The 11,292-nt window shown below is 71.3% G+C and carries 12 protein-coding genes; 9 read left to right on the forward strand and 3 right to left on the reverse strand.

The window, feature by feature from the left end; all coding sequences use genetic code 11:
* Positions 1-389: 389 nt before the first annotated feature.
* Together HNR40_RS17985 and HNR40_RS17990 are read right to left on the reverse strand one after the other, a co-directional pair.
* The gene (locus HNR40_RS17985; protein ID WP_184962606.1) at positions 390-1,739 is read right to left on the reverse strand and encodes a dihydroorotase; all 1,350 of its coding nucleotides are present in this window, start codon (positions 1,737-1,739) and stop codon (positions 390-392) included.
* Complete coding sequence (locus tag HNR40_RS17990) at positions 1,736-2,668, reverse strand: alpha/beta hydrolase (protein WP_184962608.1); 933 nt, start codon at positions 2,666-2,668, stop codon at positions 1,736-1,738. The genes HNR40_RS17985 and HNR40_RS17990 overlap by 4 nt, the downstream gene beginning before the upstream one ends.
* A gap of 131 nt (positions 2,669-2,799) precedes the next feature.
* Here HNR40_RS17990 and HNR40_RS17995 point away from each other — a divergent pair, with 131 nt between their 5' ends.
* Genes HNR40_RS17995 through HNR40_RS18035 form a run of 9 tightly spaced genes read left to right on the forward strand, consistent with a single transcriptional unit; the run spans position 2,800 to position 10,181 of the window.
* Positions 2,800-3,567 (forward strand): ABC transporter ATP-binding protein, encoded by a 768-nt coding sequence (locus HNR40_RS17995; RefSeq protein WP_184962610.1) that lies wholly within the window; start codon positions 2,800-2,802, stop codon positions 3,565-3,567.
* Positions 3,564-4,388 carry an ABC transporter permease gene (locus HNR40_RS18000; protein ID WP_184962612.1) on the forward strand — a complete coding sequence of 275 codons (825 nt, stop codon included), beginning with the start codon at positions 3,564-3,566 and terminating at the stop codon, positions 4,386-4,388. Before HNR40_RS17995 ends, HNR40_RS18000 begins: the two co-directional genes overlap by 4 nt.
* Complete coding sequence (locus HNR40_RS18005; RefSeq protein WP_184962614.1) at positions 4,381-5,145, forward strand: ABC transporter permease; 765 nt, start codon at positions 4,381-4,383, stop codon at positions 5,143-5,145. Before HNR40_RS18000 ends, HNR40_RS18005 begins: the two co-directional genes overlap by 8 nt.
* On the forward strand, positions 5,142-6,140 hold the full coding sequence (locus HNR40_RS18010) for an ABC transporter substrate-binding protein (protein WP_184962616.1): 999 nt from the start codon (positions 5,142-5,144) through the stop codon (positions 6,138-6,140). The genes HNR40_RS18005 and HNR40_RS18010 overlap by 4 nt, the downstream gene beginning before the upstream one ends.
* Positions 6,137-7,171: an alcohol dehydrogenase catalytic domain-containing protein gene (locus tag HNR40_RS18015; RefSeq protein WP_184962618.1), complete on the forward strand. Its 1,035-nt coding sequence runs from the start codon at positions 6,137-6,139 to the stop codon at positions 7,169-7,171. Before HNR40_RS18010 ends, HNR40_RS18015 begins: the two co-directional genes overlap by 4 nt.
* The gene (locus tag HNR40_RS18020) at positions 7,162-8,244 is read left to right on the forward strand and encodes a CaiB/BaiF CoA transferase family protein (protein WP_184962620.1); all 1,083 of its coding nucleotides are present in this window, start codon (positions 7,162-7,164) and stop codon (positions 8,242-8,244) included. The genes HNR40_RS18015 and HNR40_RS18020 overlap by 10 nt, the downstream gene beginning before the upstream one ends.
* The gene (locus HNR40_RS18025; protein ID WP_221340496.1) at positions 8,241-9,068 is read left to right on the forward strand and encodes an amidohydrolase family protein; all 828 of its coding nucleotides are present in this window, start codon (positions 8,241-8,243) and stop codon (positions 9,066-9,068) included. Before HNR40_RS18020 ends, HNR40_RS18025 begins: the two co-directional genes overlap by 4 nt.
* On the forward strand, positions 9,061-9,882 hold the full coding sequence (locus HNR40_RS18030) for a DODA-type extradiol aromatic ring-opening family dioxygenase (RefSeq protein ID WP_184962622.1): 822 nt from the start codon (positions 9,061-9,063) through the stop codon (positions 9,880-9,882). Before HNR40_RS18025 ends, HNR40_RS18030 begins: the two co-directional genes overlap by 8 nt.
* Positions 9,879-10,181, forward strand: coding sequence for a hypothetical protein (locus HNR40_RS18035; RefSeq protein WP_184962624.1), 303 nt, complete (start codon positions 9,879-9,881; stop codon positions 10,179-10,181). Before HNR40_RS18030 ends, HNR40_RS18035 begins: the two co-directional genes overlap by 4 nt.
* On the opposite strand, the gene HNR40_RS18040 is transcribed toward HNR40_RS18035, so the two are convergent.
* A complete protein-coding gene (locus tag HNR40_RS18040) occupies positions 10,178-11,059 on the reverse strand; it encodes a winged helix DNA-binding domain-containing protein (protein WP_184962625.1) in 882 nt (293 codons plus the stop codon). The two genes, HNR40_RS18035 and HNR40_RS18040, sit on opposite strands and share 4 nt — an antisense overlap.
* Positions 11,060-11,292: the final 233 nt, after the last annotated feature.

The following is an 11,292-nucleotide window of genomic DNA, read 5'->3' on the forward strand; positions in this document are numbered from 1 at the left end:
CCGATCCCCCAACCCCTCAAGACCCCATGGCCCTCAAGGGCCGGTAGGCCCCTCAAAACCTCTGGGCCTCGGCACTTGAGCGTTCCGGGTCTCCGGGCTTCCAGGTCTGCGTCTCCGGGGTTCCTGGGTCTGCGGGTCTGCGGGTCTGCGGGTCTGCGGGTCTGCGGGTCTGCGGGTCTGCGGGTCTGCGGGTCTGCGGGTCTGCGGCAGGTCGGGCAGGTCTGGCGGGTGAGCGACCGGGACCCTGCCCGGGCGAACCGAAGGGACCGGCCGCGAGGGAGGTACCGGGCAACGGGGTGGAGGCGGCGCAGGTTGGGCGGGGAGAGGGGAGGAGGGTGAGGGCGTGGTGGTGGAGGTGGTGGTGGGGAGAGTAGGGAGATGGGAGGGGGTCAGGCTTGTTGGCCGTGGCCGGGGTGGCCGACGACTTGGCCTTCGCCGTACACCTCGACTCCGCGGACGAACGTGCGGTCGACGCGGACCCCGCACGTCACGCCCGCGTAGGGGGTCCAGCCGACCCTGGACAGGACGTCCGCGTCGGTGATGGTCCACGGCGCGTCAGGGTCGGCGATCACGATGTCGGCGTCGCGGCCGGGGAGCAGGGCGCCCTTCTGGGGGAGGCCGAACTTGCGGGCGGGGACCTCGGCGGCCATTTCGACGACGCGTTCCAGGGTGATCTGTCCGGACAGGGCGGCGTTCAGGAGGAGGGGGTAGAAGTACTGGATGCCGGGGGTGCCGGTGTGGGAGCTCCACATGCGGGTCCAGCCGATCTCCTTCTCCTCCCGCGTGTGCGGCGCGTGGTCGGAGGCGGCGATGTCGATGGTGCCGTCGCGCATGCCGTCCCACACGGCCTCGCGGGCGTCGTCGGGCACCCAGTACGACAGCGCATAAGGCCCTAGCCGCTCGACGTGTTCCCACCGGGACAGGAACGGCATCCAGTGGTTGACCTCGCACGTCACGTCCACACCCCGGGCCTTGGCCCGGCGGACGGCGTCGACGGAGCGGCGGGTCTGCATGTGGGCCAGGTGGACGGGGCAGCCGCTGGCCTCGGCCAGGCGGAGGACGACGTCGATGGCGGTGTCCCAGATGACGCCTTCGCGTTCGGCATAGGCCTGGGCGTAGGCCTGCGGGGTGTTCTCGCCGCTTTCCAGGTAACGGCCCTCGATGTAGTCCATGAGCGCCTGGTCGTGCGGGTGGACGATGAAGCGTTTGCCGGTGGCGGCGATGGTGTCCATCATGCGCAGCAGGTCGCCGTGGTCGTGCATGCCGGTTCCGGCGGGGTGTGGGTAGGTGCGGCCGGTGTCGACGACCATGTACACCTTGTAGGCCCTGATGCCCATCTCGGCCATCTTGGGGACCTGGTCGGTCAGGGTGGCGGCGGGGTTGTGGTTGTAGTCCACGATCGAGGTGGCCGCGTAGCGGGACAGGACGTCCTGCAGGGTCTCGGCGGTGGTGGTGGGCGGGTCGAGGTTGGGCATCCCGAAGATCGTCGTCACGCCGCCGGCCGCGGCCTGGCGGGTGGTGGTGAGGATGTCCTCCTTGTGGGTGAAGCCGGGTTCGCGGGTGTGGACGTGCACGTCGACCATTCCGGGCAGGACGAGCTTGCCGGTGGCGTCGACCACCTGGTCGCCGGTCTCCACCTCCCGGGAGACCAGCCCGGCGATCCTGCCTCCGGACACGAGCACGTCGGCGTCGAGGCGGCCGGCGGGGGTGACGACGGTTCCTCCGGCGATCCTCATCATGCGGGCGCCTCGATCCGCGCGTCGCCCTCGGGGGTGGAGACCACCAGGTGGGCGGGTCCGAGATGGCGCTCGAACCAGGCGACGACCCGCGGGGTCACCTCGGTCCAGTAGCGGTCGTAGGCGGCGTAGTGGGTGGTGTGCCGCTGCATGATCAGCTCGCGGGGGCCGCGGGCGGCGGCGTAGATCTTCTCGGCGTGGTCGGTGGGTGTGGTGGCGTCGTTCTCGATGCCGATGACCAGCAGCGGGGTGTGGATCGCGGCCGCCGCGGGCCGGTAGGCGAGGATCTCCTCCACCGCGGGGGCGAACGCCACCTGCGTCGGGATGCGCTCGTCCACGTCGGCCTTGACGGTCGTGGCCCGGCGTTCCTTGGTCGGGACCATGATCTCCTCGCGGGGATGGACGAGGCGGCCCTTGGCGGTGCGTACCCGGTCGAGGCGGTCGGCCTCGACGTCGGCCAGGAACTCCAGCCACTCGTACTCGCTGCGCATCCGGTGCAGCCAGTCGGCCCCGTCGGCGACGGGCAACTGGCTGACCGCGGCCCGGACCCGCCGGTCGGCGGCGGCCAGCAGCACGGCGTTGCCGCCGCCGGTGCCGCCGCTGCCGAAGACGCCGATGCCGTCGGGGACCACGTCGTCGCGGCCGGTCAGGTACGTGACGGCGGAGCGCAGGTCCTGCAGCTGCCGAACCGGCGACAGGATCGACCGGTCGCCCTCGGAGCCGCCGAAGCCCCGGTAGTCGAAGACCAGCACGGCGAAGCCCGCCGCGGTCAGTGCCTCGTGGTAGCGGACGTAGAGTTTCGCGTCCTTGAGCCCCAGCCAGCCGGGGCCCTGGACGATGGCGCGGTACGGCCCCGCCCCCTCGTCGGGGGTACGCCACAGGGCGCTGATCCGGTCGCCGTCGCTGTACCAGCTCACTTCTTCTGTGCGCATGCCCACAGCCTGGATTTCGTATCCAATCTTGTCAACACTCTCTTGGAAACGTCCGAGAGAGGGGGGTTGACCGTGTTTTAACGCCATGAATAATGTAGCCATCTCGTTCCCCTGGGAGTACGGAGCCGTTTATGGCGACCGATCCGATCATCCAGATCCGCGACCTGTCCGTCCGGTACCACGTCGCCAGGACGGGCAACCGGCTGATCGCCGTGCAGGACGTCGACCTCGACGTCATGGAAGGCGAGTTCCTGACCGTCCTCGGGCCCAGCGGCTGCGGCAAGACCACGGTCCTCAACTGCGTGGCGGGCCTGCTCACCCCGACAACCGGCACGATCCTCGCCGGCGGCCGCCCGGTCACCGCACCGGGTCCCGACCGCGCCGTGGTCTTCCAGGACTACGCGCTGCTGCCCTGGCGTACCGTCGCCGACAACGTCCGATTCGGGCTGGAGATGCAGCCCCGGCTGAAGGAGGGCGCCGCCGACCGGATCGCCGAGGCCATCCGCCTCGTGGGCCTGTCCGGATTCGAGAACTCCTACCCGCGCGAACTGTCCGGCGGCATGCAGCAGCGCGCCGGGCTGGCCAGGTCGCTGGTCGCCGATCCGCGCATCCTGCTCATGGACGAACCGCTCGGCGCGGTCGACGCGCTGACCCGCGAGGTCATGCGGGCCGAGCTGAAGCGCATCATCGACGCCACCGGCAAGACCGTCGTCTTCATCACCCACAGCATCGACGAGGCGGTCCAGCTCGGGGACCGGATCGCGGTGTTCAGCTCGCACCCGGGGACCATCAAGGAGATCGTCTCCGTCACGCCGGGCAACCGCGACGGGCTGCGCGACCAGCTGTGGAAGTCGCTGGAGTCCGACGCCGTGGCCGCGGCCCGCGGGGCCGCGGAATGACCGCGCGCACCGCCCCCGCCAAACCCCTGCGAGTCCGCCCATCAGGTACGGCCCGCCGCCCCTGGAAGTACCGCACCCCGCTCATCGCCCTGGCCGACCTGGTGGTCTTCGTGGCCCTCTGGCACGTGGCCGTGGTCGAGCTCGAACTGGTCAACCGCGTCTTCTTCCCCTCCCCCGGCGACGTGGCCGGCTCGCTGGCCACGCTCATATCCAGCGGCGAACTCGCCGGCCACCTCGGCACCAGCGCCAGAAGCTGGCTGATTGGATACGGTCTCGGCGCGGCGGCCGGAGTCGTCACCGGACTCGCGACCGGGAGCCTGCCGTGGGCCAACCGGCTGCTCATGCCGCTGCTCTGGTCCCTGTGGGCGACGCCGCTCATCGCGCTCCAGCCCACGCTCACCGCCTGGCTCGACTACGGCGACGGGCCGATCGTCGTCCTGGTCTTCCTCAGCACGATGATCCCGGTGGCGCTCAACACCGCGACCGGCGCGGCGCAAACCAGCCCGTCGCTGATCAGGGCGGCCCGGGTGTTCGGGGCGGGCCGGATGGCGGTCTACCTGAAGATCCGGCTGCCGTGGGCGGTGCCGTACGTGATCGGGGGGCTGCGTCTGGCGGTGCCCACGTCGATGATCGGCCTGCTGGTCGGCGAGATGGTGGGCTCGCCCAGCGGCGTCGGGTCGATCATCGTCAACGCCACCGCGCGGTTCAGGACCGGGGAGGCGTTCGCCGCGATCGGCGTCTACGTCGTGCTGTCCGTGGTGCTGGTACGGCTGCTCGACCTGGCGGAACGCCGGGCCGGCGGGTGGAGGAACCATGCGTGACCTCAAGAGGTGGGCGGTCGCCCTGGAGGTGGCGGCGCTGTTCGCGCTGTGGGAGCTGGCGATCAGCGGGCTCAAGCTGGCCAACCCGTCGTTCGTGCCGCCGCCCAGCGCGATCTGGACGGCGTTCACCGGGATGCTGGCCGACGGTTCGCTGCCGGAGCACGCCTGGTTCAGCACGCAGAACGCGGTGGCCGGGTTCCTGCTCGCGGTGGTCGTCGGCGTGCCGTGCGGGCTGGCGCTCGGGTCGTCGCGGCTGGTCAGCGATGTGGCCGGGCCGCCGTTCTGGACGGCCTACGCGATGCCGAGGATCGCCTTCCAGCCGCTGCTCGTGCTGTGGCTCGGATTCGGGGCGGCGCCCAAGATCCTCATCATCTTTCTCATGGCGGTCTTCCCGATCGCGATCAACACCATGGACGGCATCAGAGGCGTGGACCCCTCGCTGGTGCGGGCGGCCCGGGTGTACGGCGCCGGCCGTATCCAGGTGTTCCTCAAGGTGCAGCTCTGGGCGGCGCTCCCGCTGATCCTCACCGGGATCCGCATGGGCGTGGCCAGGGCCATGGTCGGCATCGTGGTCGGCGAGTTCATCGGGGGCAGCCAGGGGCTCGGTTACCTGATCTTCCGCAGGTCGGCCGACTTCGACCTGGCATCCGCGCTGGCGCTCACGCTTCTGCTGGTCGTCATCGCCAACGTGTTGATGGCGCTGGTGAGCCTCGCTCGCCGGATCGCCGCTCCCTGGTATGCCGAAGGAGTGTCATGAAACGTCTGATCGTGCCGCTGGCCGTACTCCTGATCGCCGGATGTGGCGGCACCGCGCCGCAGACGCCCGCGCCCGCCGCGACCGGACCCATCGGGGCGCCGGAGAAGACCGCCCTGAAGATCGGCATGCGGCTGCCGAACCTGGACACCAACGCCCCCGTCGAGATCGCCCTCGACAAGGGCTTCTACAAGGAAGAGGGGCTGACGGTCGAGCGGGTGGAGGTGCAGTCGATCAGGGAGGGCCTGGTCGGCGGGAGCCTCGACTTCGGCGCCGAGGCCTCGCCCGACGTGGTCGCTGCGGCGACGGCGGGCACCGGGCTGCGGATCGTGGCCGGATATCGCAACCGCGAGCCGTTCGTCGTGGTGGTGCGGCCGGAGATCGCCAAGCCGCAGGACCTGGCGGGCAAGCCGGTGCTGCTGGGCGCCAACCCCGGCACGATCGAGTACGACGTGCGGATGCAACTGCTCAAGGAGGCCGGCTTCGACCTGACCGGCGTGGCGGTGAAGCCGGTGAACCTGCCCGGCGGCTCGAACGCCTGGGTGGAGCAGTTCAAGCAGGGCAAGCTGGCGATGACCGTGATCTTCCCCAGGCACAAGAAGCTGGTGCAGGGCCGCCTGGTGCTGGACGTGATGAAGGAGTGGCCCAACGACAGCCTGACCGCGCTCCAGGACTTCGTGGACCGCAACCCGAACACCACCGCCCGCTTCATCCGGGCGACGATCAAGGGCATCAAGGTCTTCAAGGACCCCGCCCAGCAGGCGTACGTGCAGAAGCTGATGCGCGCCAAGGGCTTCACCGTCACGCCGCTGGAGGAGGAGCCCGAGGTCTACGCCAACGGCCCACTGCTCTACGACGACGACATGGGGCTGAACGCGAAGGGCTTCGAGGAACTGCTCGCGGTGCTGAAGCTGCCGCCGGCGCCGTTCGAGTCGTTCACGCATCTCGGCCAGCTCACCCGCGCGCAGGACGCGCTCGGCGTGGCCAAGCGCCCATGAGGGCGGCACGCTGGGACGGCTCGCGGCTGCGCGTCGCCGACGCACCGGTGCCCGAGCCGGGGCCGGGCGAGGTGCTGATCGAGGTGCGCGCGGTCGGCGTGAACCAGCTCGAACGCCAGGTCATGGCGGGCGCGCCGCTCGGCCCCGGCGTGCTGCTCCCCCGCACGATCGGGCTCGACCCGGCGGGCGTCGTCGTGGCCTGCGGGCCGGGCGTGCCCGACCGCGTGGGGGCGCGCGTCGCGGTCAAGCCGAACGTCCCGTGCGGCGGATGCGGCGCGTGTACGGCCGGCCGCGAGGCCGACTGCCCCGCCCAGACGGTCGTCGGCATCCACCGCGACGGCGGCGCCGCCGAGTACGTCGTGGTCCCGTCCCGGGTGGCCTTCGACGTGGGGCGGCTGCCGTTCGCGCAGGCCGCGGCGGCGGTGCACAGCGTGCCCATCGCGCTGCACATGATCCGCCGCTCCGGCCGGGGCGTGCCGCGGAAGGTGCTGGTGACCGGGGCCACCGGGGCGCTCGGCTGCGCGGCGGTGCAGGTAGCTGCCGCGCTCGGCGCCGAGGTGACCGCGGGCGCCCTGGAGGGCGAGCCGATCGGCGACCTGCCCGGCCTGGGCGCGAGCGAGGTGGTCACCTACCCGCGCGAAGGCGCCGGCGCGGCGCTGGAGAAGGCGCTCGACGGCAGCTCGCCCGCCCTGGTGCTGGACGCGACGGGCAGCGGCGAGCTGATCTCGGCCGCGTTGCGCTGCGTGGCGTGGGCGGGCGCGGTGGTCGTGGCGGCGGCACTGCCGGACTCGGCCGTCGAGCTCGACACCCGCGCCTTCTACACCCGCCGGATCACCCTGTACGGCTGCGCCGCCGCGGACTACGCCGACGTCCGCGACGGCCTGGACCTGGTGGCCCGCGGCCTGGTCAGGCCGCCGGTGGCGGCTGAGCTGCCGCTGGAGGAGGTCGGCGCGGCCTTCGAGATGGCGGGCCGGCGCGACCATCTCGGCAAGGTGATGCTCGTAACCAAGGAGGAGCCGACATGCCCCTGAGCGGGCTGCGTGTGATCGAGGCGGGCCAGTACATCTCCGCGCCGTACGCGGGGAAGCTGCTGGCCGACCTCGGCGCGGAGGTGACGAAGGTGGAGCCGCCGGGCGGCGATCCGATGCGGCGCTGGCAGGGGGGCGGCGGCCGGCCGTACAGTCCGCAGTTCGCCGCCTACAACCGGGGCAAGCGCTCGGTGACGCTCGATCTGAAGGACCCGGACGGGCTGGCGGCGCTGCTGGAGCTGGTGTCCGGCGCGGACGTGCTGATCGAGAACTTCCGGCCCGGGGTGGCCGACCGGCTGGGCTTCGGCTGGCCGGTCATGAAGGTGCGCGAGCCTCGGCTGGTGTATTGCTCGATCACCGGGTTCGGGCCGAGCGGGCCGTACGCTAAGCGGCCGGCGTACGACACGATCATCTCGGCGATCGGCGGCATGTACGGACATCTGGTGCCGCTGGATGATCCGCGCCCGGCCGGGCCGGCGTTCTCGGATCTGCTGTCCGGCATGTCGGCGGTCCAGGGCATCCTGGCGGCGCTGCACGCGCGCTCGTCCTCCGGCGCCGGCCGCCGGGTGGAGGTGTCCATGCTCGGGGCGCTGACCGACTTCCTGACCGAGCCGATCGCCACCTACCTGGAGACGGGCACGGTCGCCGGGCCGTCGACCAGGGCGGCGCGGGCGCAGGCCTACGGGTGCGTGAGCTCGGAGGGGCTGCCGTTCGTGATCCATCTGTCGGTGCCGGAGAAGTTCTGGCTCGGGCTGCTCAACGTGCTGGAGCGTCCCGATCTGGCGGAGGATCCCCGCTTCGCCACCCGTGAGCTGCGCTTCCGCCACTACGCGGAGCTGGAGGAGACGTTGCGGGCCGAGACCGTCAAGCGGCCGCGCGATGAGTGGTTCGAGCGCCTGACCGCCGCCGACATCCCGCACGGGCCGCTGAACACCGTCGCCGACCTGGTCCAGGACCCGCAGGCGCTGCACCTGGGCCTGATCGACGACGAGACCACCCGGCCGGGCACCCGTTTCTCCACGCACGAGCGGCGGCTGCCGCGTCCCGCCACCAGACCCGCACCGGAGCTGCAGTGAAAGCCATCGACGTGCACACCCACCCGCAGACCGAGGAGTTCCTGGCCGCGATGGGGCGGCGCCGCGGCCAGATGGGCGCCCACTTCGGCAAGGAGCGCGCCCCGATCTCGTTCGCCGCCCAGGCCGACCTCTACCGCGAGCGCGACATGATGGCCGTGATCGTCAACTCGGCCGGGCTGCCGGAGCTCAACGACGCGCTCGGCCGGGCGCAGCGCGAGCATGCCGACACCTTCATCGCGTTCTGCGGCATCGATCCCCACGCGCCGGACGCGGCGGAGGAGATCCGGCGCTGCCACGGCGAGTACGGCATCAGGGGCGTCGGCGAGCTCAACCCCGGCCGCCAGCGCTTCTTCCCCAACGACGAGCGCTTCTACCCGATCTGGGAGGTCTGCGCGGAGCTGGGGCTGCCGGTCATGTTCCACGGCGGCTTCCTCGGCGCGGGCGCCGGCACCCGCGGCGGCATGGGCTACAAGCTGGAGTACACCCGGCCGATCCCCTACCTTGACGACGTGGCCGCCGACTTCCCCGAGCTGACCGTGATCGCCGCACATCCCGGCTGGCCGTGGCACCTGGACAACCTGGCCGCCTGCTGGCACAAGGCCAACTACTACATCGACCTGTCGGGCTGGGCGCCGCGCTACTGGCCTGCCGAGGTGGTCCACTACGCCGACAGCGTGATCACCAAGCGCGTGCTGTTCGGCACCGACTGGCCGGTGCTGGGCCCCGAGCGCTGGGCGGCGGAGTTCGAGTCGCTCGACTTCAAGCCCGCCTCGCGGCAGCGGATCATGCTGGACAACGCGAGGGAGCTGTTCGGCCTTGGCTGAGATCGTCGGCGTCTACGGCACCACGCACAACCCGCTGCTGTGGCGGGCGCGGGGCGACGACCTGGCCGCCACGCGCGCGGGTTTCGAGCGTTTGCGGGTACGGCTGGCGGCCGCCCGGCCGGATGCCGTGGTCGTGGTGGCGACCGACCACCTGACGCAGTGGTTCTACGACACGATGCCCGCCTTCCTGGTGGGCAAGGCGCCTCTGGTGCCTGCGACGTTCTGGAACGAGGAGCGGGAGTTCGGCCTGCCGTACCGGGAACTGCGGGGGGACGCGGAGCTGGGACGGGAGCTGCTGGGCGGCGGGATCGAGCGCGGGGTGGACTTCGCCGCCTCCGACGCCTTCCGCGCCGACCACAGCGTGCTGCTGCCGCTGCTTTACCTGACGCCGGAGCTGGAGGTGCCTGTGGTGCCGGTGTTCACCAACTGCATGGCGCCGCCGCTGCCGTCCGCGGCCCGGTTCTTCCGGGTGGGCGAGGTGCTGCGGGAGGCGCTTGAGGACTCGCCGGTCGAGCGGCGGGTGGCGGTGATCGCCAGCGGGCACCTGGCCACGGAGGTAGGCGGGCCCCGGCACTTCGCGGGCTCGCCGTCGCGGGCGTTCGACGAGCGGGCGGTGGAGTGGGTGGCCTCGGGCGACGTGGACGGGGCGCTGGGCGAGCTGACCTACAAGCGGCTGACGGAGGCGGGGAACGTGTCGCACCAGTTCCTGAACTTCCTGGTCGCGATGGGGGTGGCCGGAGGGAAGCCGGCGTTGTCCGCCGAGGGGGCCGTCTCGCGGTTCGCCACCTCGCCGTTCTTCGAGTGGGCGCCATGAGCCGTTACGGGGTCAACGCGTTCATGCGTGAGGTCAACATGTCGCCTGCCTGTTTGGCGGCGTATACGGGTGACCCGGCGGCGTACGCGCGGGACTGGGCAGGTGGCCCGCTGACCGAGCAGGAGCGTGCGGCGCTGGCCGAGCGGGACTACGGGGCGCTGTATGGGATGGGCGCCCATCCCTACTTGTTGTGGAGTTTCACGGAAGCGGTGTGGGTGCCGGAAATTTCACGACCTGAGCTGGTCGAGCGGTTTCGGCAGGCGGCCGCCGTGCATGGTTATCCCGATATTTCCACCTAAGCCAGGAACCGACGGACATCCGCGATCTCGTCATCCAGCGACGGCAGCTCGCCGAACGGCTCAACCGTGACGGCGCTGCCCCTACGCGCCCAGGTCCCCCGGATCTGACCGTCCACCAGCACCGACGGGCGCAGGATGCCGCCGCCGGGAAAGACCTTGCGGGCGTGCTCCGGCGCCAGGATCGGATCGCGGGACTTCCACCCCATCAGCAACTCATCGAACGCCGGAAGCAGCCTCACCATCAGCCCGGCCGTCTCCTCCGGGGCGGGTGCCGACGCGGCCTTCCACCCCTCACGAGCCTCACCCAGCGACAACCCCGACCAGGCTGCCAGATCCTCAGGCTCGGCCGGGATGTGCGAGCGCCGATACCGAACAGCCAGTTCCCCCAGCGCCTTGCCCCGATCAGCCTCGAACACGACCGGCCCGCCCAGCCAGTCAGCAGCATGAACATACGTTGGCTTGCCACCACGCAACGGCCCGAGCACCGCAAGCCCATGTGCAGCGGCCAGCCCGACAAGGTGAACGATCCCCTGCCCAGCCGCCCGCCCACCCAGCCGCGCTTCCAGCTCGGCCTTGGTCAACGGCCCCTGCCCGAGGAGCGCCCCCTCGATCAGCGGCAAGAGATCGTCGCCATGCACGCCCTCCTGGGACAGCCGCAGCAGCGACCCCGTCCGGCGGCTGGTCAGCGCGAGCAGCCACGCCAGGTCGTCACGATGAACGTAGTGGAGCGTCCCGCGCGGCCCCCACGCCCGCACGATCTCGCGCCGCTCCACGGCCGCGTCGATCTCAGCCCGGGTGACGGTGGCGGACCGCGCCCGCAGAGCCAGCTGAGCAGCCCCCACATCCTGCGCCTGTACGGCCAGCAGATGCCGCACCATCTCCCCGGCACCCCGCCCGCCCGGCCGGTGAATCAGCTGCGCTTCAACACTTCGCACCCCAAAATTCTCCCAGACCCCACCCCCTCGACGACCGCCCGGGAGCCACCCCTCGGAGGCGCCAGCTCGGAACGGCCACCACGGAGGGACCAAGCCCGGAGGGACCAAGCCCGGAGGGACCAAGCCCGGAGGGACCAAGCCCGGAGGGACCAAGCCCGGAGGGACCAAGCCCGGAG

Source organism: Nonomuraea endophytica (genome assembly GCF_014203235.1).
Taxonomy (GTDB): Bacteria; Actinomycetota; Actinomycetes; order Streptosporangiales; family Streptosporangiaceae; genus Nonomuraea; species Nonomuraea endophytica.

Excerpts from the sequence above, each read along its gene's own strand:
- HNR40_RS17985 (WP_184962606.1), bottom strand. The coding sequence starts at position 1,739 with ATGATGAGGATCGCCGGAGGAACCGTCGTCACCCCCGCCGGCCGCCTC.
- HNR40_RS17990 (WP_184962608.1), bottom strand. The coding sequence starts at position 2,668 with ATGCGCACAGAAGAAGTGAGCTGGTACAGCGACGGCGACCGGATCAGC.
- HNR40_RS17995 (WP_184962610.1), top strand. The coding sequence starts at position 2,800 with ATGGCGACCGATCCGATCATCCAGATCCGCGACCTGTCCGTCCGGTAC.
- HNR40_RS18000 (WP_184962612.1), top strand. The coding sequence starts at position 3,564 with ATGACCGCGCGCACCGCCCCCGCCAAACCCCTGCGAGTCCGCCCATCA.
- HNR40_RS18005 (WP_184962614.1), top strand. The coding sequence starts at position 4,381 with ATGCGTGACCTCAAGAGGTGGGCGGTCGCCCTGGAGGTGGCGGCGCTG.
- HNR40_RS18010 (WP_184962616.1), top strand. The coding sequence starts at position 5,142 with ATGAAACGTCTGATCGTGCCGCTGGCCGTACTCCTGATCGCCGGATGT.
- HNR40_RS18015 (WP_184962618.1), top strand. The coding sequence starts at position 6,137 with ATGAGGGCGGCACGCTGGGACGGCTCGCGGCTGCGCGTCGCCGACGCA.
- HNR40_RS18020 (WP_184962620.1), top strand. The coding sequence starts at position 7,162 with ATGCCCCTGAGCGGGCTGCGTGTGATCGAGGCGGGCCAGTACATCTCC.
- HNR40_RS18035 (WP_184962624.1), top strand. The coding sequence starts at position 9,879 with ATGAGCCGTTACGGGGTCAACGCGTTCATGCGTGAGGTCAACATGTCG.
- HNR40_RS18040 (WP_184962625.1), bottom strand. The coding sequence starts at position 11,059 with ATGGTGCGGCATCTGCTGGCCGTACAGGCGCAGGATGTGGGGGCTGCT.